The following is a 21,413-nucleotide window of genomic DNA, read 5'->3' on the forward strand; positions in this document are numbered from 1 at the left end:
TTTAGCTTCTTTAGCTTCTTTAGCTTCTTTAGCTTCTTTAGCTTCTTTAGCTTCAGTGTTCGCGACCTGTTCTTGAGATGCAACCGCATCCATCATTTTTTCATCAGCTTCTTGTGCAAATACGCTGGTGCTCATTAGTACATTTAACACAACGATTGAAGCGAAGGATTTGCTTGTAGTTATGTCTTTCATATTTTTAAGAAACAAAGTCATACCCCATCTGCTCAATATTTTCATTTTGGCAAATCATATCATTAATAAAAGATTAGAGCTGAATAACGAGATTTAATTCATTCGACCTGTATGCATATAAACGTTTAAATCCACCATAAACTAAACCCGAGTTCTACATCCTGTAAAACTCGGGTCGATGAGGTTGTGCTTTTCAAAAATCATATTATTGTTTTATTGGCTTTCCTTTCCTACATCATCTCCATGATGATTTTCCGTCGGCGTCGTCTTCCATATTGGGATCATTCCATTCCCATTCCCTGTGCCGATAAGCTTAGATTACGCTTAAGCTCGCTTCGTGACTATGGGTCAACAGACACATTCATTGTAAGCAATTTCTTACACGCATCTATTCACACTTGTTTGCCATCTTTATAATCTTGCGCAATTTCATCTGTCACTTGTTTCTCTTCTTTCTCAGCTTTCGCAATACCTTCTTGAATCGCCTCCTGAGCCTCTTGCTCATCAGCATCCGTCTGTTCTAATTCTTGCTGTACTTGCTCAAATTGTCGTCCAGTTTGTAAAACAACGTACACAGGAAAGTGATCCGAACCAATATGCGGTAATCGCTCCATTTTCACCAAAGCAAAATCAGTGCTGTGGAATACATGATCGAGTGACCATCGTAATAGCGGATAGTCCGCATGGAAGGTATTGACATAATGACGTCCAACACGCGGATCTAATAAACCACTGATACGTTGAAATAGTCGTGTGGTACGAGACCATGCCACATCGTTTAGATCTCCCATGACAATGCAACTTTCATCCAAGTCTTTAATTTGATCACCCACAATCAACAATTCAGCATCACGTAATGTAGAGTCTTTGGCTTCAGTTGGACTCGGCGGTTTGGGATGTAAACAATATAATTGAACTGGTTGTCCAGAACGTAATTTCACTGTGGTATGAATAGAAGGAATCTCATTACTCAGTATGAATTTGACTTCGGTATCACTCAATTCCAACTTACTGTAGAGATGCATTCCATAGAGATTATCTAAAGGTACTGGAACACGATAAGGATAATCCGCTTCGATGACTGAAAGTTCATTCTGCCAGGTTTGGTCTGTTTCAAGCGTCAATACGATATCGGGTTGATGCTGATGAATCTGTTCAATCAAACGATGATATTCTGTATTTGGTGTTAAAACATTCGACACAATTAAAGAGATTTGCTTTGATGGATCAAGTTGATCTGGTTGGACCTGTTTCACCTGTTTTTTCCAAATTAAGGTATAAGGCAAAACCATCTTCAATTGATATGCTAATGCAGCAATTAATCCAACAAATATGACTTGGCGTCTTAAATCCCATTCCCCATCCCAAATCAACAGGAGGATAAATGCGATAAAGCCTAGGGCTAAAATTTGTAGTCTTGGAAAATCGGCACCTCGAAACCACCACTCATCACGCGGAATCAAAGACCAAAAACTTAACCAAATCACAACAACAGCCAGTATCTCAATCCATAGCATAGCGCTTCTCTTTATATATTCTTAATTTTTCGATGATTCATAAATTTATATTAGTTTTGCATGTAACATAAACAAGATATATTGCACAATATATTTGCTGTTTTGATTGTGTACCACTTGCAGTTATACACTCTTTTGATACACTCGAACCCCCTTTTTTATTTTAACGCACCGAGGCAAAGTGACATGAAAGTAGGTCTGGTCGGTTGGCGCGGGATGGTTGGTTCCGTCCTTATGCAACGTATGGTTGAAGAGAATGATTTCGCTCATTTTGAGCCATTCTACTTCTCTACCAGTAATGCAGGTGGTGAAGCCCCTGCGTTTGGTGGTAAAACTGCCCCAGCACTTATGGATGCGACAGACATTAATAGTCTGAAGCAAATGGATGTCATTATTACCTGCCAAGGTGGTGATTATACCACTGAAGTTTTCCCTAAGTTGAAAGCTGATGGTTGGAATGGTTACTGGATTGATGCTGCATCTACAATGCGTATGGACGATGAAGCAATCATCGTATTAGATCCAGTCAACATGAATGTGATCAAAGACGGTTTGGTAAAAGGTACGAAAACATTTGTGGGCGGTAACTGTACTGTTTCATTGATGTTAATGGGTCTTGGTGGTCTGTTCCAAAACAATCTTGTTGAATGGGCGACTTCAATGACTTACCAAGCTGCTTCTGGTGCGGGTGCGCAAAACATGCGTGAACTCATCACAGGTATGGGCTATTTGTATAACAATACAAAAGATCTATTAGACGATCCTCGTTCTCCAATTTTAGATATCGACTCTAAAATTGCTGAATTACAACGTGGTGAAGGATTCCCTTCAGCAAACTTCGGTGTACCTTTAGCAGGTTCTTTAATTCCTTATATCGACAAACAGCTTGAAAGCGGTCAATCGAAAGAGGAATGGAAAGGTCAAGTTGAAACCAATAAGATTCTTGGTAATTCACAAATTGTACCTATTGATGGTCACTGTGTACGTATTGGTGCAATGCGCTGTCACTCACAAGCATTGACTTTAAAACTTCGTAAAGATGTTCCTTTAAATGAAATTGAAGACATCATTGCAAGTGCAAATGACTGGTCTAAAGTTGTGCCGAACACACGTGAAGCATCAATGACTGATCTTACACCTGTTGCAGTAACAGGCACGCTTACTGTTCCAGTAGGTCGTTTACGTAAACTCAATATGGGTAAAGAGTATTTAGGCGCGTTCACTGTTGGTGACCAATTACTTTGGGGTGCTGCTGAACCTTTACGCCGTATGCTACGCATCTTGATTGACTATAAAAATGCTTAATATTTAATAGTCACTTCAATAAAAAGCCGGTCTGATTAGATCGGCTTTTTTTATGCAATTTGAATTGATTAGAGCTTGGAGTGCTATTTGAAAGGAAATATTATGACATCGATACAAAAAACAGTTAAATTACAATCTCATCACTTCTTATTTCGAACATCTTGATCGATGCATAATGATGAACTGAGAATATAAAAAATCGAGATTAAAAACAGTCCAATATTTCGAGCACTCAGGTATTAGATTTGCAATAAATTCATTGAATTCAATGAAGGGGAAAAATTATGTTGTATGTCATTCCATTTGTCGTCTTGTTGTTAATCGCACTGGTGCTCAAAAAACGTGAGGATAAACAAAAAAATGGTGACACAGGATCAACAAAATCTAAAAAAAATGTGAGTGTAAAACGCGCTAAGAAAAGCCCTAAAACTCGCTCCACCCCACAACAAGCCTATTCACAGCACGGTCATGGCGCACCACAAGACTTAAGTGCTGAACCAGTGGCTGATGAACTTAAAGCCAGCATTGAATACTTAATTCAATCAGAAAGCTATATGTCAGCCGAAGCAAAAATCAATCAAGCATTGAATCGTGATCCTAGACAACATGAGCTTTACTCGTATTTGATTGATATTCACATCCTACAGAATGATGAATTTGCTTTAAAACAATTAAGTAATTATTTACGCTCCACTGGATTACATTACATTGCGGATGAAGCTGAAGACAAACTTAAAGCTGCAAAAGAAGCGGAACAGAATAAAGAAATTGCGAAAGAATCACGGGATATATCGAACACCGAGAATCAGCCTCGTCATGCTGCACAGTTTCATAGCACCAGTTTTATAACTGAAATCCCTGCAGTGCAATCAGAACAAGCCTTTGATCATCTCATCAAATCACAGGATGAACAACATAGCACTCAGGAAAGCACACCCACTGAAACAAATGAGACCACAGAGCAATCTTCTCTTCCTTCTCAAAGCTCAACATTTGTGTTTGAAACAGAACAATACCCACATCCCTTACAAGCCAAAGAGAAGAAAAGCACTCCTGAGGAAGAAACTGAGCATGTCTCTGCTGAACCTACTGCTCATTTTGTATTTAGCTCAGAACAGCTGGATTTAGCAGAAGAGTTTACGCTCAATAAAACCAATGAAGAAATCATTGACCAGCTCCCTTCTGATCAGGCTGAAAATCAGCAGGCAACTGAACAACAGACTCCATCGCAAAACGAGCATTTTGAACTCGATTTTTTTATGGAAGATACACCTCAACCCACTTCACAACATCCATTCGAGCAAGTTGATGAGAAGGCTCCTGCATCAAAAGAGCAAACATCTTTAGAATTTATAACGACAGATTTAACTTTCGAGCAAAATGCTCAAACACAGACTGAATCTGAAACAACCAATCAATCGACTGAAGATCGCGCACCCTTAGAGTTTGATTTAGACTTCACCAGTTTTCAGTCTGAAAATAAATCACAAACAGAATCAGTGCAGTCGACCGCTAGAGAGAACCGTGCTTCAGAAAATGAGTCCATCCAAAATCTCGACTTCACACTTGATTTGAGTCAAGAATGGGGTGAAAAAACAGATCTCCCTCATTCAGCACTGAGTTCTTCTCCATCAGAAAAAAATCTACAAGAACTGAATATTGAAATCGATCCATTGGAATTTAGCTTTTCAGATCAGTCGGAACAGCCTCATTCTCAAACAACATCTAAGGATGAACTCACTTTTGATCTTTCAGATGATTTTAACTTTGATGCTGAAATATCTAGCTCAGCAAAAGTTCCAGAACAAACCATGAATGATCAGAATTTAGATTTCGTGACTTTAGAATTTGAAGAAAATCTTGATTCAAAATCTACAGAAAAAAGCTCAATTGAACCAACAAACGAATTTAATTTTGACCTCAATTCTTCAGATGAAAACGTAGAAGTGCAACACAGTCATTCGTATGAAACATCTGCGATAAAAATGAATCCGAATCGTCCTGATGATCCTCTTGTGCAACGTTATCCTGAATTACTCAACGTTGATGAAATTCAACTTAATTTAGATTTGGCGGATCAATACATTAAATTTGGCGCGTTTGATGAAGCAGAAAAATTAATTACGGAATATGAATCGCATTACAATGACGAACAAAAAATGCGTGCAGCAAAACTCCGAGAGAGCATGGAATCTGATTCCAATTAATCTTAATATGAAGCAGTCTAATCAGGCTGCTTTTTTTATGAGTTCAAAAATAGCTTTAATCTATATGGGTGGGACATTTGGTTGCGTTGGTGAACCTTTAGCGCCTATGCCTGCTGCCGATTTTTTTCCGCAATTAAAAGAAATTTTGCCCGTTCAAAATCAAATCGAGCTTGTCCAGGCTCATGAGATTAAAGACAGTAGTGCATGTACGGCACGTGATTGGTTGCTGTTAATCCAACAAATCCAGCAATTACAAACTAAACAATTTCAAAAATTTATTGTCATTCATGGTACCGATACCATGAGTTATGCTGCGGCTATTCTTTCTCGATTTCTCCATGATACGTGTCGAGTCATTATCACAGGTAGCCAATTTCCCCTACTCAATCATGCCGCGACAACTTTGCATCCATCGAGCGACGCTTTAAATAATCTAAATCATGCCATCCAACATATGGAAAATGTGTCTGATGGTGTTTACTTATGCTTTAACCATCAAATTTTTCATGCTAGAACTGCAGTTAAGACTCATCGCACGGCACTAAATGCATTTTGTGGTGAAGCATTTACAAATGTCATCAAGCCCATATCAAGTTCTTTTTTCAACATTACTGAGCAACATATTGAACGCTCGATACAACTCAATATTGCGAATCTGAGTCTTCGCCCCATTGAAATCAAATTATTCAATCAGCATTTAACGCGTTTTATCGACAATCCGCCTCATGTACTCATACTTCAAGCATATGGAACCGGTAATTTAGCAATTAATGCGGATACCACAGATATTTTGAAGCAGCTTCGTGCCTTAGGCTGCCATATTGTATTAAGTAGTCAGGTCATGTTTGGAGAATTAGATCAACGCTATGCAATTAGCAGTTGGATTAAAGCATCTGATATTTTGATCGACGATACACTCAGTGATGCCGATCTTTATGCCAAAATTCTAAAAATGTATTTACAATACCCCTCCACAGATCAATGGTTACAACATTGGTATGATTCATCAAATTAGAGGTTCAAATGCCGCGTTTTGCAATCGGAATTGAGTTTAGTGGCGTTCGGTATCGAGGTTGGCAAACACAGCAACCTGGTGTGCCGAGCGTACAAGAAACCATGGAAAAAGTGTTGAGCAAAATTGCTGATGAACCCATCATTTTGCATGGTGCGGGTCGAACAGATGCAGGTGTTCATGCCACAAATATGGTGGCTCACTTTGACACAAATGCAATACGTCCAATTCGTGGCTGGCTTATGGGGGCTAACAGTACACTCCCTAAAGATATTGCCATCCAATGGATTCAAGAAATGGATAGTGATTTTCATGCACGCTTTAAAGCGCAGGCTCGCCGTTATCGTTATGTCGTTTATAACAGCCCCATGCGCCCTGCCTTACTCCACAAACAGGTAACGCATGCTTATTACCCACTTGATGTGGATAAAATGATTGCTGCAGCCTCAAAATTTGAGGGTACTCATAACTTTGAAAGCTTTAGAGCTGCTGCGTGTCAATCCAACCAGCCTGTACGCCATGTGAGCCATTGCAAACTCATCAAACACGGTGCTTACCTCGTTCTAGACATCCAAGCAGATGGTTTTTTACACCATATGGTTCGCAATATTATGGGCTGTTTACTGGAAATCGGTCAGGGCATGTACGACATTGACTATATCGATGAAATATTCGCAGCAGAAGACCGTAAAGCAGCAGGGATCACAGCACCACCTGACGGCCTTTACTTTATCCAAGCACACTATCCTGCAGAGTTTAACTTGCCTAAAGTACCCCTAGGCCCTCATTGGTTAAACATGCCTGAATAGTTTTTTATTTTGAATTGAATAGAAAAAAATCCCTTCAAAAGAAGGGATTTTTTTAGCGCTGTTTCCGCTTACGATATTCAACAGGTGTCTCATTGGTCCATCGTTTAAAGGCACGATAGAACGTACTTGGTTCCGAGAAACCCGTCAGATAGACAATTCTCTCTACGCTTTCATTGGTGTTTGCCAAAAGTTTTTTAGCTAAACGACAACGATAGTCAGATAAAATTTGCTGGAAGCTTGTATTGGCTTCACTGAGCTGTGTTCTCAAACGACGTGGGGTAATATTCAACTGAGCCGCCACAGTTTCTAGCGTTGTTTCTCCACTCTCAAGTGTAGAACCAATGGCACGGCGCACCTCACCCACTAAATCGTATCGAGCCAACTCCTGTAATTTTTCAATCGCCAACTGCTCATGTAGTTGAAGTAATTCTGGCTCGGCTTGCCAAAGTACATAATCTAAAATTGCAGGATCAAAATAAAGTCGCGTTTCTTTTTGACCTAAACTTACCGGGCACTCATATACACGGAAATACTCATCGTCTGAAGCACCCTCGCTAAAGTTAAAATCGATATATATAGGTTGAAAACGACCTTCAGTAATAAATTTGAAGAATCTTAAAATGCCTGAAATCGCGCACTCAGAAAAATGACGATTGACTAGGTTTTCAGAGAAAGGTTGTTCACCATTGGTTAGGTAGCAACGATCATCTTCAATAACCAATTTGGCATGAAATGCATCACTGATTAGACGTTGATATGCTAAAGCCCTTTTCAGGCCTTCGCCAAAATTTTCAGATGAAATAAAAAGATGTTCAATCACTTGACCACGATAAAGTGGTAAATGCTCACCTAAATGTAGACCAATGTCTGGATCTTTACTGACTTCTTCGGCAGCAACCCAGAAAGCGTACTGCGCGCTTAAAGGCGTACGCGCATTTTGATCTACTTGATTTAAGGCCACACCCGCTTTTGTTAAAATTTCTTCTGTGGGCAATCCAGCACGACGAATTGCTTGATAACCTAATCGTAGAACAACCGAAGCATCAGTTAGCTGACTCACGCAGTGCCCTTCCTTGTATGTTATTAATATTTACTTAAAACTTATGAATTAGATTACAGTCGATTGACCAAACTGACAACATAGTTAAGCATTTTTTTGTTTAAAAATTTTATTTGTTTGTTCGACAAGTTTGACCATAGAAACGCCGACTGAACTTGGTTTAACCTTGTTTTTTTCTAAAATTTTGCCTATAATTTGCGCCTTTCCAATTTGATCATCAGGTAGGCTATGGCCAATAAAGAGGAACTTATCGAGTTCGAAGGCGTTGTCACCGAAACGCTTCCTAATACTATGTTCCGTGTACGTTTAGAAAACGGTCACGAAGTAATTGCACACATTTCTGGTAAAATGCGTAAACACTATATTCGTATTTTGACTGGCGACAGTGTTAAAGTTGAAATGACACCTTATGACTTATCTAAGGGTCGCATTACTTACCGTGCACGCTAAGTGTTAGTAAGCGAAAAGCCACATTGAGTGGCTTTTTTTGTTTTTGTACTTTTATTTTATGAATCGCATAGAAAGTTCATTCAGCTAAATCAATCGCCTGTCTTTGTGATAAGAGACAAATTCAGATATATAGAATAATTAAACTCACTATTTGTTCTTAACTTTCAATCAAATATAAAAACAATGCTCATATACACACTCAACCACAAAAAATCGTCGTACTGCCCCACTATTTCGTGCACTAAATAAATTGTGTTTTTTGCCCATCTGCATATTTACACTTTTCCTGTTTACGGCATGCCAAACAGCAAATTTTCAGAACAAAAAATATGAACACTTATGTTTCACAATTTGTACGGCAAGATATCCAACATATGCGTGAAAATATCAATTTGAATTCTTTTAACATTAAACTGAAGTCTAATCTTGTGATTCGAGATGAGCGGGAAATTTTCACTTTTGAACGTATAGTCAACACCGCGATTCCAATGGGAAATTCGATGAAAGATGAAAATGGTTTTATGATTCCTGTACAGACAGCTTCAGCAAGTCAGTCATACGGTAACGTAATGACTTGCTCAAGTGTTTTTAGCTTAAAAAAACAATATCGCTTTCAAAAGCTCGGCAATAAAAAACGCAGCTCATAGGCTGCGTTTTGAATGAATCAACTGAAATTAGTTAAGCGCTGCAACAACTGCTTCACCCATTTCAATTGTCCCAACCTTCTTCATGCCTTCAGACATAATGTCAGCTGTACGTAAACCTTGGTCTAAAACATTCCCTACTGCATCTTCAATCGCTTTTGCTGCAGCTTCTTGACGGAACGTATATCGAAGCATCATTGCAACAGATAAAATTGTTGCCAATGGGTTTGCGATATTTTGACCTGCGATATCTGGTGCTGAACCATGACAAGGCTCATACATCCCTTTACCATTTTCATCTAAAGAAGCTGATGGCAACATACCGATTGAACCAGTCAACATCGCAGCCTCATCAGACAAGATATCACCGAACAAGTTACCTGTTACGATCACATCAAATTGTTTAGGTGCACGAACCAATTGCATTGCTGCATTGTCGACATACATATGTGACAAGTTAATGTCAGCATACTGTTCAGCATGCAACTGAGTTACTGTTTGTTTCCAAAGCTCAGTGACTTCAAGAACATTCGCCTTATCCACTGAACACACTTTACCACCGCGTAGTTTCGCCATTTCAAACGCCACTTTAGCAATACGTTTGATTTCTGACTCTGCATATACGTCGGTGTTAAAGCCTTGCTTCTCACCATTCTCTAATTCACGAATACCACGTGGTTGACCGAAGTAAATACCACCAGTTAATTCACGGACAATTAAAATATCTAAGCCTGAAACAATTTCAGGTTTCAAACTTGAAGCATCTGCCAATTGAGGATACAAGATCGCTGGGCGCAAGTTAGCGAAAAGGTTAAGTTCGCTACGTAATTTCAATAAACCACGCTCAGGACGAATTGAGCGCTCAATTGTATCCCACTTCGGACCACCAACAGCACCTAACAAAATCGCATCTGCTTTTTTTGCTTGTTCAGAGGTAACTTCTGGATAAGGTGAACCATGCGCATCAATTGCAGCGCCACCCAATAAACCTTGTTCCCATGTTAAATCTAGATTGAATTTTTCATTGACACGGGTGAGGACCTGTTCAGCTGCTTTTACAATTTCAGGACCAATGCCGTCACCAGCTAAAATCAAGATTTGTTTAGACATGAGATTTTCCATTTGTAAAGTTAGTATGAACTAACGTGTTTTTAAATTTTTTTGTTCCACAAACTCACCTAGTCCATTGAGAACATTATAGGGTTTGCAGAAACGACGAATGGTTTGTTGCTCTTGCAACAAGTCAACACATAATGGCTCTGGTGCAGAAGCATCAAGTAAACTTTTTTTTCCACTGCTTCGATCTCTAAACATTACAAATCGGTAATCTTTTTTTGCTTCGAAGCGATGGATGACATTAATAGTTTCTGCTTTTTCCTCTGAAATCGGATAAAAGCGAACCACCACTTCATGCAGTCCAGCAGGAACTGAAAGATATAAGGCTTGCGGATCTTTCAAAGAGCCAGCATTTAATCGCACGATACCTTGCTTGATCGCACGCTGATCTAATCTTCGAGATTGAGCATCAACAATGGGATGCTCATCGAATCTTTCAAACTCACAATTCAGCGTTCCTGAGCAATAAATCAAAGCATGATTTCTGGTTTCAGGCGTTTCTTTAATCTTTTTCAGTTGTAATCGGTCTACGGTCTGACAAGCGGATAAAACGGCGACAGACAATCCGAAAAACGCGTAGCGTAATAAAACTTTTGCCTTCATTTGTGCCCAACCTCACCAAACGGCGCAAAACTAAAAGAATAATTTTGCACCGATATTAGCAAGACTTGAATCAGAGCACTATAGCTTTAAGTATCAGTTACGCTTTGATTTCTTGGAATACCCATGGGCGAACAGCTTTAGTTCTTTCCTCATAAGCACGAATGTCTTCTGCCGCTTGTAACGTTAAACCAATATCATCTAAACCATTCAACAAACAGTGCTTTCTGAATGGATCAACTTCAAATTTAAATGCTTCGCCTGTAGGTGTACGTACTTCTTGTGCTTCAAGATCAATCGTTAACTGATAACCTTCTTGAGCTGCACACTCTTTGAATAATTGATCCACAATCTCTTCAGACAAGATCACTGGTAACATGCCATTTTTAAAGCTGTTGTTGTAGAAAATGTCTGCATAGCTTGGTGCGATTACGGTACGAAAACCATATTCTTCTAAAGCCCATGGCGCATGTTCTCGGCTTGAACCACAACCAAAGTTGGCACGTGAAATCAAGATTGAAGCACCTTGATAACGTGGTTTGTTCAACTCAAAATCTGGATTCAAAGGACGTTTTGAGTTGTCTTGCCCCAAATAGCCTTCATCTAAATAACGTAACTCATCAAACAAATTCGCGCCGAAACCTGTACGCTTAATTGATTTCAAGAACTGTTTTGGAATAATTAAATCTGTATCGACATTGGCACGGTCTAAAGGTGCAACGATACCTTGTTCAACGGTATATTTTTTCATGATTACTACCTAATGGAATCAAGACCATGTTTCACAAGAACTATCATATCTAAAATGTATAAAATTAACTTTTAACAGTTCAACTTTATCTTTTAAATATTTGTACTCCACATGGACTCCATTTTCTTTATGATCAAATTTAATGAGTGCAAACAGTTCATCATTTAAATAACAAGACCAACATGCCATAGCTGGAAATGAATAGTGTTTTAAAATTTCATTGAAAAACTGTTCACTCTGTTCATATTTTACAATGTGAGTCTGTAACAAATGAGGAGCATTTACATCATCCCCCATGCAAACTGAGTCTCTAGTCAGTGAGCATTTCACTTCAGTTACATAACTCATTTCTAGGTTTGCTTAGAACGTACGCACATCTACAAAGTGACCTGCAATTGCCGCTGCTGCTGCCATCGCTGGACTCACTAAATGCGTACGACCACCATTACCTTGACGACCTTCGAAGTTACGGTTTGATGTTGATGCACAGTGCTCACCCGGTTGTAATTTGTCTGCGTTCATTGCTAAACACATTGAGCAACCCGGCTCACGCCATTCAAAACCAGCTTCAATTAAGATTTTATCCAAACCTTCAGCTTCTGCTTGTGCTTTGACTAAGCCAGAACCCGGAACAACCATCGCTTGCTTAATCGTGCTTGCAACTTTTTTGCCTTTTGCAACTTCAGCTGCCGCACGGATATCTTCAATACGAGAGTTGGTGCAAGAACCGATAAATACGCGATCCAATTTAATATCAGACAATGCTTGACCCGCGGTTAAGCCCATATATTGATAAGCACGTGTCCAATCGTTACGTTGTACATCATCTTTTGCTTGTTCTAATGTCGGTACTGCTTGAGATACAGGAATCACCATCTCAGGAGATGTACCCCAAGACACTTGTGGCTCAATCTCTTCACCTTGTAATACAACAACTGTATCAAAGTGTGCACCCTCATCAGAATGTAAAGTATTCCAATAAGCTACAGCTTGATCCCACTGCTCTCCTTTAGGTGCGTATGGACGACCTTTTACGTATTCAATGGTTTTTTCATCAACGGCAACCATACCTACACGGGCACCGCCTTCGATTGCCATGTTACACACCGTCATACGACCTTCGATCGACATATCACGGAATACTTGACCACCAAATTCGATGGCATGACCTGTACCACCAGCTGTACCGATTTTACCGATAATCGCTAAAACCACGTCTTTTGGTGTTACGCCTTGACCTAATTTACCGTCAACACGTACCAACATGTTTTTCATTTTCTTTTGAACTAAGCATTGCGTTGCCAATACATGTTCAACTTCTGATGTCCCAATACCGTGTGCCAAGCAACCAAACGCACCATGCGTCGCTGTATGAGAGTCACCACAAACAACCGTCATACCCGGTAAAGTTAAACCTTGCTCAGGTCCAACAACGTGTGCGATCCCTTGACGGACATCGTTGATATCAAACTGTGCAACATTAAATGTTTTACAGTTATCATCTAAAGTTTGCACTTGGATACGTGAAGTATCATCTTCGATCCCCGCAATCCCTTCAGAACGCTCTTTCGTAGACGTTGGTACGTTATGGTCAGGAGTTGCCACGTTTGCACTTAAACGCCAAGGTTTACGTCCTGCAAGTTGTAAGCCTTCAAAAGCTTGTGGAGAAGTCACTTCATGCAACAAGTGACGATCAATATAAAGTAAAGAAGATCCATCATCGCGTTGTTTAACTAAATGATCGTCCCACAATTTATCGTACAACGTTTTTTTTGTTTGAGTTTCTGCTTTTTGGGTTTCGCCTGCCATGTCGATTTGCTCCACTGGACTGGGTAATTCTGTCATTAATTACGATTATAACGGCCTATTCACATAAATCTAATTTATCATTTTTATTAGTTTAAAAACTTTTTAGAATCAATTTAAACACAAAAACCATCTATAAAAACGATTAATTTAAAAATAATATTCGCTTTTACAGATTAAATAAGAATGCTTATCATTTTAACATCTCCAAGATCACCACCAACTGAGGATGTTCACATGGCACATATTCAAAAATTTGTTGAAGATAATCAACGCATGTTCAAAAAAACATTAAGCTACTACATTATGCACATTACGGTAGCCATGATTGTAGGCTACCTTGTCACAGGCAGCATTTGGATGGCAATTACTTTAAGTTTACTTGAGCCTACTGTACAAGCCGTGGCTTATTTCATTCACGAACGCGTGTGGGAGAAAAAAACGATACAACAGGAAGAAAATATCGTCGCATAGTTTCACCTGTGATCCTCCTCATCTAAGCCGCACTATGCGGCTTTTTTTGCAACAGTTTATGAAGAATTACTTCGCAATAGATATAAATTTATTTTATAATTAAATAATATTTTCATAACCGAGTTTAAATTATGAATCTTGCTGCCTTTGAAGCTTTTATAAAAGTCATGGAAACGGGTTCGATTTCTATGGCAGCTGATCAACTATTTATCACTCAGCCCGCTGTCACCAAACGTATTCATAGTTTAGAAGATTATTTTGGTGTCAAATTATTTGAATCTGCTGGCCGAGGTGTACAAGCCACCCATGCGGCTCATTCCCTGCTTCCTAAAGTTAAAAATTGGTTAAATGAACTAGGTGATATTCATCACACCTTAAGCCACGACCAAAATCAGATTAAAGGAAAGCTTAAAGTTGGTACCAGCCATCACATTGGATTACATCATTTACCGCAACATTTAAAAAGCTATGTTCAGCAATATCCTGATGTGACATTAGATGTGCATTTTGTAGATTCAGAACAAGCGCATGAAAAAGTGTTAGCCGGTGACCTTGAACTGGCATTCTTAACCTTACCCCCTGTCCTAGATGAACGTTTAAAATATGTTCCTTTATGGAGTGACCCTTTGGTTTTCGTTGCTGCAGTTTTTCATCCATTGGCAAATATGAAAAATTTAAGCCTTGAAGATCTCATGCAGTACCCAAGTTTATTACCTGCAGCTCAAACATATACAGCGCAGATCACCCTTGCAGAATTTGAAAAAAATGGATTAAAACCTAAAGTGTCCATGAGCAATAATCCGCTTGAATCCATTCGCATGTTGGCTTCTATTGGGTTAGGTTGGTCTGTCCTGCCAAGTACTTTAGTCAATCAAGACTTGGTCAGACTGGATATTAATTTAGAAATGCAGCGTCAATTGGGTATGGTTTGGCATCCGGGACGCACCCAATCTAAGGCTGCCAAGGCACTGGTTGATTTAATGAAATAATTTCGGCACTCGATATTTAAAAAGTCATCTAATAAGATGACTTTTTACTTTATTAAGACAAGTGAGCTACTTAAGCTTTTTTCTTCAATGAATCTTCATGTAAAGACTCATTGAGCTGATCGATAATTAATGCCCATGAACCATCTGAACATAATTTTTCTTTCAAAAATTGACGTTGACCTTCAGACCAAAAACTTGCTTCAGTCAAAAAGGTTTCAGCTTCTAACTGATGTGTTTCAATAAATTCTGCAATAGCTTGCTCGCTAGAATCCAATCCTAATTGCTCAAATAAGTTGGTCATTCTTGGCTCTGCATTTAGCATCGTGTATTCCTTATGATTTTGATTAATTTTAAGTTAGTTGTTTGCGCATAAGGTATCACCAAGCGATGAAAGCGTCTGTAAATTTATGCTGAATTTCATCTCAAGTTATTTCAATGCTGATCAATGAAAAAAAGCCATTGATACAATGGCTTTAGCAATGATTTAATTTTGAGAATAAAACTGTCTTAAATGGACCAGTCTTGGATATCCCAACCCTGCTCTTTAGCCAATGCTTCAAGACGCTCATCTGGATTGACTGCAATCGCATGATCCGCATATTCCAATAAGAATCGATCGTTAATGGAGTCTGAATATGCCCATGATTCAGTAACGTCTCGTCCCTCGAGCCATTGATCTAATCGTGCCAATTTACCTTTTTGATAACACGGAATATTAATGACTTTACCCGTATATTTACCATCAACCACTTCTGCATTGGTTGCAATAATTTCTGTAATACCAAATTCACGAAAAATAGGTGCAGTAATAAAATCTGATGTTGCGGTAATCCCTACTAATTGATGCCCAGCATCTTGATGACGTTGAATCGCTTTATAACCTTCAGGACGCATTTGAGGTCGAATCACTTTTTGCATAAAAAGCTGATGTAAGTCGGTCAAATACTCATTGTCATGTTGCGTTAAAAATTCAAATACAAATTCGTTGTAGGCAATTGGATCAAGTTGTCCTGCTTTGTAGTCTTCATAAAATTTGTCATTCATGGCGCGATGTCGAACTGGATCAACCAAGCCTTCATTGACTAAAAACTCACCCCAAGAATGGTCAGAGTCGGTATTTAACAAGGTGTGATCTAAATCAAACAACGCCAATTTCATGAAATTACTCGTTCAAACTGAAATTTAAGAAAAAAAATGTAAATCTATCTCCGCTAGTCGATAGAAATTCGTTAAGATCATAGCAATTTTAAAACATTATTACTTTGAACTTTTCGAGTTGGGCATAGAGAGTGGATGCCCCCGAACCCAAAGTCAACGAATTTAATAAATTTTAGGTGCCAAATGATCGACTCAGAAGGTTTCCGACCGAATGTCGGGATCATTTTGGCAAATGATATTGGACAAGTTTTATGGGCAAAACGCATTGGTCACAATGCTTGGCAATTTCCTCAAGGAGGCATCCAATTTGGTGAAACTCCAGAACAGGCACTTTTCAGGGAACTCCGTGAAGAAGTCGGGTTATTGCCGGAGCACGTCCAAATAATTGCTCAGACCGAAGGTTGGTTACATTATCGTTTGCCACTTCGCTACATCAGATCAGATTCTGATCCTGTGTGTATCGGACAAAAGCAAAAATGGTTTTTATTGAAATTAGTCGCGTCAACGAATCATATTCAGTTGAACTTAAATGATCCGCCAGAGTTTGATCAATGGCAATGGGTCAGCTATTGGTATCCACTAGGCCAAGTGGTGAACTTCAAAAAAGATGTTTACCGTCGTGCCATGTTGGAATTGTGTATGCATCTGCCATAGCATGATTTATATTAAACATTGAATTTAAATGTTTGATTTTTATTTCGACTATTTGAATAATCACCATAATTACATCCCTTTAAGAGGAGCACCGCTACATGTCGAACATGCAATTAGACTCTTTACGGCGCATTGTCCAAGAAATCAATGCGTCTGTCAGTTTGCATGATTCGTTAGAAATTATGGTCAACCAAATTTCTGAAGCAATGCATGTAGATGTGTGCTCTATTTATTTACTTGATGAACGTAACCAACGTTACGTTCTGATGGCTTCCAAAGGCTTAAATGCTGAATCTATTGGCAATGTCTCACTGCAGCTGGGTGAGGGTTTGGTCGGACTCGTTGGGCAACGCGAGGAAATCGTCAATATCGAGAATGCGTTTAAGCATGAGCGTTTCGCGTATTTCCCAGAAACGGGTGAAGAGATTTATAACTCTTTCCTTGGCGTTCCTGTCATGTATCGTCGAAAAGTCATGGGTGTTCTCGTGGTTCAAAATACTGAACCACAAGACTTTAGCGAAGCTGCTGAATCGTTTTTAGTCACACTTTGTGCGCAACTTTCTGGCGTTATCGCGCATGCGCATGCAGTTGGAAATATTGATGTTTTCCGTAAGCCAAATAATTCTCCAACCTATAAAACATTTCAAGGATCATCAGGTGCAGGTGGTATTGCATTAGGTCGTGCACTTATTCTTTATCCACCCGCAGATTTAGGTTCAGTACCTGACCGCGAAGCTGAAGATATTAGTGAAGAGCTTGAATTACTTGATCATGCGGTTGATTCAGTTCGCCAAGAAATTCAATCACTTGATGAAAAAATGCAAGATTCTTTGATGTCTGAGGAACGTGCATTATTTAGCGTATTCTTGAGAATGTTGGATGAGAATGCCCTGCCTGCTGAAATCAAAGAGTTAATCCGTGATGGTCACTGGGCTCAAGGTGCAGTTAAACACGTTATAGATCGTCATGTGGCAATCTTTGCACAAATGGAAGACGATTATTTACGAGAACGTGTTGCAGACCTAAAAGACCTTGGGCGACGTATTTTAGCAGCACTTCAAGAAGATGATTTAAGTCACCGAGAACTGAGTAATGACAGTATCATCGTGGGTGAGGAAATCAGTACGGCAGCATTGGTTGAACTACCTGTCGATAAGATTGCAGCGATTGTGACGTCTGAAGGGGCTGCCAATTCACATATGGTGATTGTGGCACGTGCTTTGGGTATCCCGACAGTCGTTGGGGTCACCGAGCTTCCAGTAACCACACTTGATGATGTGGAAATGATTGTTGATGCCTATCAAGGACGTGTATTTATCAATCCACCACGCCGTTTACGTCAACGTTATCGTGACATCCAAAAAGAAGAAGAACAAATTGCCAAAGATCTTAAACAGTATGAAACCAAAGATGCCATCACTCCTGATGGTGTTGCAGTACGCTTATTTGTGAATACAGGTTTAATGATTGATGTCGTGCGTGGTGTACAACGTGGTGCCAAAGGTGTCGGACTCTATCGTTCAGAAATTCCATTTATGTTGCGTGATCGTTTCCCGGGTGAAGAAGAGCAACGGGCGATTTACCGTCAACAACTTAGTCACTTTGCCAATAAACCAGTCGTGATGCGTACTTTGGATATTGGTGCAGATAAAGATTTACCTTATTTCGAAATAGAAGAAGAAAACTCAGCATTAGGATGGAGAGGGATTCGTTTTACCTTGGATCATCCTGAGATTTTCTCTTCACAAATTCGTGCGATGTTAAAAGCCAGTGTTGGTTTGAATAATTTGCATATTTTGCTGCCAATGATCACCAGCGTCAGTGAAGTAGAAGAAGCGCTTTATATTATTGAGCGTGACTTAGCTGCGGTTCAGGAAGAAGAACAAGTTAAAATTAATCGTCCTAAAATTGGCATCATGGTGGAAGTACCTAGTGTTTTACTTCAAATTGGTGAGTTTGCAGAATTAGTTGATTTCTTCTCTGTGGGTTCGAATGATTTAATCCAATATTTGTTGGCAGTCGACCGTAATAACCCACGTGTATCGAGTGTTTATTCTCACTTCCATCCCTCAGTGCTTCGAGCATTGCAACGCTTAGTTCAAGAGTGTCATAAATATGACAAACCTGTCAGTATTTGTGGTGAAATGGCTGGCGATCCACTCTCAGCAATTTTACTGATGGCAATGGGCTTTAATACGCTTTCAATGAGTTCGAGCAATATTCTCAGAGTCCGTAAAGCAATTTGTCATGTTCCAATGGTAGATGCGCAAACACTTTTGGATGAAGTGGTGAAAATGAGTAATCCACTCATTGTGAAAAGTTGGATGGAGTATTATTTCCGTCATCATGGTTTAGCGGATATGGTGAAATCGAATCGTATTGTAAATGCCTAATATGAATCCCCGTTTAAGCAGAGATACAGCTGAGTAACAAACATGATCAATTGGCTTTTTTTATCTTCATGTCGATCGTAGCGATCTCGGTAATTCTATTTCATTTATATATTAGTAAATTAAAAAGTAGTTCAACACCTAACAAACCTATTTCAAATCATACGCTAGGTCATGGCTCAACGATGAATTCTGAACACCAAATGAGCGAATTATCATCACATGTTGATATAGATTGCGGTGGAAGTATCGGTGGAGCAGACTAACCTTCACGTGTTTAGGCATATAAAAAAAGGGAGATAATCATTCGAATATCTCCCTTTTTTATGCTTGCTGTAGCCACGTTTTGCATCTTTCTTTCGATCGACAAACACTCGGCTTTTGTTGACTTCATGCATATGTTTTGCCACAAAGTTGTGAATCACAACCTCTGGCAACGCTTTTTTCTTTGCCATTTTTTAATCGCCTTCAGTTTACCCATCCTTCAGATGGGAAAGCGATATTACGCTTTTTTGTATATTTTACAAGCAAATTGATAATGGTTTTTTCAATGACCTACATCGAAGGTATACAATGTTTCAAATTAGCTCTGCCATTTTTCTATGTTAAATTGATCAATAACTCGAGCACCCGAAGGTGCTCTTACACAGCATAGAAAGGACTAAATCATCATTATTCCGGTAGAAGACTAAATGTACCTCGATGATGATTAAATTTTCCATCTGGCATTGCGATATTTTGGTAAACGATCTTTTGCTTTTGATCGATGACTAATACAACATTTTCTTTAGTCCCATCATCTGTCCAATACACCATAAACTGCTCAGGTCCAACCTGTGTGGCTACATATTCAATATTGGCAGATGTATTTTGTCCTGATGCGATATTTAAAAGACCTTGGTCTTTGAATTCAAGATGCCGCGTTTGACCATTGATGTTTAACACCAAAGTCTGTCCAATAGCGAAGAATGGTTTGTTCAATGCTTGTTGTAAACCGATGTCCTTGATTACACCTTTGACGCCCTGTATTTTGCCTTTAAGATGAATTGTTCCATCATTCCCAGCAATGTTGGTGTAAACGACATCTCGATTATAATCTTGAATATGAACGACATTATCTCCTGATTTATCCTCATGCCAATAAACCATAAAAATATTTTTAGCAATTTCAACAGGTGTGTATTTTACCGCTTCAGAAAGATCTGGCCCAACTGCGCCACCGGCACCTGTAAAAGTTAGGTTCTGATGGTCTTTGACATCAAGATCAAATTTCAAACTCGTAAAATCGACTTGTATTTTTTGTCCTATTGGCGGATAAGGAGATGCGACTTTCCAATCGGTTTCTTTGGCAAATACTTGTGCAGACATTTTTAGCACTTCTTCACTCGACTCAAGATCTGGATACTTTGCTTTCATATATCCAAAAATCCCCTCCGAGCTTTGATTTTCAGTAACTGCTGTTTTAAAGTTCGTTAAATACCCTTTAATCCAATCCAATGGCTTAGGTGAAAAGTCACTTTTTACATAATGACCTGGGATCACTTTTTCAGGATTTAAACTCAGTATTTTATCAATTTGCTTCTTCCAAAGATCGATCCCTTGCACACCATTGGTATCGGCCATCCACAAATGCTCACCATAAGCGACCGAAATACCACCCAATGCCGTTTTTAAACTTGGAATCCATAAGAAACCATGTGCGGAATCTTCTGGATCAAGTTGGACTTGAATCTTTTGCCCATCTAATTCCATATATCCTGAATTTAAGGCTTCAGGAATAATAATCTTTTCAGGAGCATCGCCTTTTGCTAATTGTGGCTGCCAAACTGATAACTTATCTTCTTTAGAGGCTTGTATCAAATAAGCTGTCTGCGCGGTTGAAACAACCTTAGCATTTGGAAATGCTTTTAAAATTTCATTGGTTCCAAAATAATAGTCAGGATCACTATGGGAAATATAAATATATTTTAAATTTTTACCTGATTTCTTAATCAGATTTACTACGTCTTTAGCGTATTGATTCTGAAATTGAGCATCGACCAAAATAGCATCTTTTTTTCCTGAAATTAAAGTTGATGCAACGGCAAAAACAGCATCCTCTCCAGGAGTATAAGTCTGCAAAGTGAGTGGAGATGGATTTGATGAATCTTTTGGACTTTTATCATTAGAATCATTACAGCCACTTAAAGCAATGGTGGTCACAAATAAACTAGTGATTAGGAGTTTTGTCATATCAGCCTCATGAGATAAATTTATCTATGGTTCTTATTGATCTTTAT

At 39.1% G+C, this 21,413-nt stretch carries 23 protein-coding genes; 11 read left to right on the top strand and 12 right to left on the bottom strand.

The window, feature by feature from the left end:
• Both AC1M9N_RS07910 and AC1M9N_RS07915 read right to left on the bottom strand, forming a co-directional pair.
• Window positions 1–213: hypothetical protein (locus tag AC1M9N_RS07910; protein WP_481954557.1), on the bottom strand; the 213-nt coding region annotated here is incomplete at its 3' end.
• A 371-nt stretch (window positions 214–584) separates the two neighbouring features.
• Complete coding sequence (locus AC1M9N_RS07915; protein WP_035264120.1) at window positions 585–1,709, bottom strand: endonuclease/exonuclease/phosphatase family protein; 1,125 nt, start codon at window positions 1,707–1,709, stop codon at window positions 585–587.
• Between the two features lie 186 nt (window positions 1,710–1,895).
• Here AC1M9N_RS07915 and asd point away from each other — a divergent pair, with 186 nt between their 5' ends.
• The 4 genes from asd to truA all read left to right on the top strand — a co-directional run bounded on the left by asd (window position 1,896) and on the right by truA (window position 7,042).
• Complete coding sequence (asd, locus tag AC1M9N_RS07920) at window positions 1,896–3,014, top strand: aspartate-semialdehyde dehydrogenase (protein WP_481954558.1); 1,119 nt, start codon at window positions 1,896–1,898, stop codon at window positions 3,012–3,014.
• Between the two features lie 284 nt (window positions 3,015–3,298).
• Window positions 3,299–5,221 (top strand): hypothetical protein, encoded by a 1,923-nt coding sequence (locus AC1M9N_RS07925; RefSeq protein WP_481954559.1) that lies wholly within the window; start codon window positions 3,299–3,301, stop codon window positions 5,219–5,221.
• Between the two features lie 37 nt (window positions 5,222–5,258).
• The gene (locus AC1M9N_RS07930) at window positions 5,259–6,236 is read left to right on the top strand and encodes an asparaginase domain-containing protein (RefSeq protein ID WP_481954560.1); all 978 of its coding nucleotides are present in this window, start codon (window positions 5,259–5,261) and stop codon (window positions 6,234–6,236) included.
• 8 nt (window positions 6,237–6,244) lie between these two features.
• A complete protein-coding gene (gene truA, locus AC1M9N_RS07935) occupies window positions 6,245–7,042 on the top strand; it encodes a tRNA pseudouridine(38-40) synthase TruA (RefSeq protein WP_481954561.1) in 798 nt (265 codons plus the stop codon).
• A gap of 52 nt (window positions 7,043–7,094) precedes the next feature.
• Here truA and AC1M9N_RS07940 read toward each other — a convergent pair whose 3' ends face one another.
• Window positions 7,095–8,102: an AraC family transcriptional regulator gene (locus tag AC1M9N_RS07940; RefSeq protein ID WP_035264130.1), complete on the bottom strand. Its 1,008-nt coding sequence runs from the start codon at window positions 8,100–8,102 to the stop codon at window positions 7,095–7,097.
• A gap of 228 nt (window positions 8,103–8,330) precedes the next feature.
• On the opposite strand from AC1M9N_RS07940, the gene infA reads away from it, so the two are divergent.
• Together infA and AC1M9N_RS07950 are read left to right on the top strand one after the other, a co-directional pair.
• Window positions 8,331–8,552, top strand: coding sequence for a translation initiation factor IF-1 (infA, locus tag AC1M9N_RS07945; protein ID WP_004692529.1), 222 nt, complete (start codon window positions 8,331–8,333; stop codon window positions 8,550–8,552).
• Window positions 8,553–8,881: 329 nt separating this feature from the next.
• A complete protein-coding gene (locus tag AC1M9N_RS07950) occupies window positions 8,882–9,199 on the top strand; it encodes a hypothetical protein (protein ID WP_481954562.1) in 318 nt (105 codons plus the stop codon).
• Window positions 9,200–9,226: 27 nt separating this feature from the next.
• On the opposite strand, the gene leuB is transcribed toward AC1M9N_RS07950, so the two are convergent.
• From leuB to leuC, 5 genes are all read right to left on the bottom strand, one after another.
• On the bottom strand, window positions 9,227–10,306 hold the full coding sequence (gene leuB, locus AC1M9N_RS07955; RefSeq protein WP_179998721.1) for a 3-isopropylmalate dehydrogenase: 1,080 nt from the start codon (window positions 10,304–10,306) through the stop codon (window positions 9,227–9,229).
• A gap of 30 nt (window positions 10,307–10,336) precedes the next feature.
• A complete protein-coding gene (locus tag AC1M9N_RS07960; protein ID WP_179998722.1) occupies window positions 10,337–10,915 on the bottom strand; it encodes a hypothetical protein in 579 nt (192 codons plus the stop codon).
• A 97-nt stretch (window positions 10,916–11,012) separates the two neighbouring features.
• Complete coding sequence (gene leuD, locus AC1M9N_RS07965; protein WP_481588649.1) at window positions 11,013–11,663, bottom strand: 3-isopropylmalate dehydratase small subunit; 651 nt, start codon at window positions 11,661–11,663, stop codon at window positions 11,013–11,015.
• Between the two features lie 18 nt (window positions 11,664–11,681).
• The gene (locus AC1M9N_RS07970; protein ID WP_155756938.1) at window positions 11,682–12,011 is read right to left on the bottom strand and encodes a hypothetical protein; all 330 of its coding nucleotides are present in this window, start codon (window positions 12,009–12,011) and stop codon (window positions 11,682–11,684) included.
• A gap of 12 nt (window positions 12,012–12,023) precedes the next feature.
• Window positions 12,024–13,472: a 3-isopropylmalate dehydratase large subunit gene (gene leuC / locus AC1M9N_RS07975; protein WP_035264359.1), complete on the bottom strand. Its 1,449-nt coding sequence runs from the start codon at window positions 13,470–13,472 to the stop codon at window positions 12,024–12,026.
• 234 nt (window positions 13,473–13,706) lie between these two features.
• On the opposite strand from leuC, the gene AC1M9N_RS07980 reads away from it, so the two are divergent.
• Window positions 13,707–13,943, top strand: coding sequence for a DUF2061 domain-containing protein (locus AC1M9N_RS07980; RefSeq protein WP_035264169.1), 237 nt, complete (start codon window positions 13,707–13,709; stop codon window positions 13,941–13,943).
• A 131-nt stretch (window positions 13,944–14,074) separates the two neighbouring features.
• Window positions 14,075–14,932 carry a LysR family transcriptional regulator gene (locus AC1M9N_RS07985; protein ID WP_035264171.1) on the top strand — a complete coding sequence of 286 codons (858 nt, stop codon included), beginning with the start codon at window positions 14,075–14,077 and terminating at the stop codon, window positions 14,930–14,932.
• Window positions 14,933–15,002: 70 nt separating this feature from the next.
• On the opposite strand, the gene AC1M9N_RS07990 is transcribed toward AC1M9N_RS07985, so the two are convergent.
• The gene (locus tag AC1M9N_RS07990) at window positions 15,003–15,254 is read right to left on the bottom strand and encodes a DUF2789 family protein (protein ID WP_035264173.1); all 252 of its coding nucleotides are present in this window, start codon (window positions 15,252–15,254) and stop codon (window positions 15,003–15,005) included.
• A gap of 185 nt (window positions 15,255–15,439) precedes the next feature.
• On the bottom strand, window positions 15,440–16,090 hold the full coding sequence (locus AC1M9N_RS07995) for an HAD family hydrolase (protein ID WP_035264175.1): 651 nt from the start codon (window positions 16,088–16,090) through the stop codon (window positions 15,440–15,442).
• A 183-nt stretch (window positions 16,091–16,273) separates the two neighbouring features.
• Here AC1M9N_RS07995 and AC1M9N_RS08000 point away from each other — a divergent pair, with 183 nt between their 5' ends.
• From AC1M9N_RS08000 to AC1M9N_RS08010, 3 genes are all read left to right on the top strand, one after another.
• On the top strand, window positions 16,274–16,744 hold the full coding sequence (locus tag AC1M9N_RS08000; protein WP_035264177.1) for an RNA pyrophosphohydrolase: 471 nt from the start codon (window positions 16,274–16,276) through the stop codon (window positions 16,742–16,744).
• A gap of 98 nt (window positions 16,745–16,842) precedes the next feature.
• On the top strand, window positions 16,843–19,137 hold the full coding sequence (gene ptsP, locus AC1M9N_RS08005) for a phosphoenolpyruvate--protein phosphotransferase (protein ID WP_481587333.1): 2,295 nt from the start codon (window positions 16,843–16,845) through the stop codon (window positions 19,135–19,137).
• Window positions 19,138–19,205: 68 nt separating this feature from the next.
• Window positions 19,206–19,400: a hypothetical protein gene (locus AC1M9N_RS08010; protein WP_481610080.1), complete on the top strand. Its 195-nt coding sequence runs from the start codon at window positions 19,206–19,208 to the stop codon at window positions 19,398–19,400.
• A 3-nt stretch (window positions 19,401–19,403) separates the two neighbouring features.
• Here the strand turns inward: AC1M9N_RS08010 and AC1M9N_RS08015 are convergent, their stop codons facing one another.
• Entirely contained in the window at window positions 19,404–19,589 is a 186-nt protein-coding gene (locus AC1M9N_RS08015) for a DUF7230 family protein (RefSeq protein ID WP_481610079.1), read from the bottom strand.
• Window positions 19,590–19,806: 217 nt separating this feature from the next.
• Entirely contained in the window at window positions 19,807–21,366 is a 1,560-nt protein-coding gene (locus AC1M9N_RS08020; RefSeq protein WP_481954563.1) for a MoaF-related domain-containing protein, read from the bottom strand.
• Window positions 21,367–21,413: the final 47 nt, after the last annotated feature.

Source organism: Acinetobacter sp. ANC_7655 (assembly GCF_056784015.1).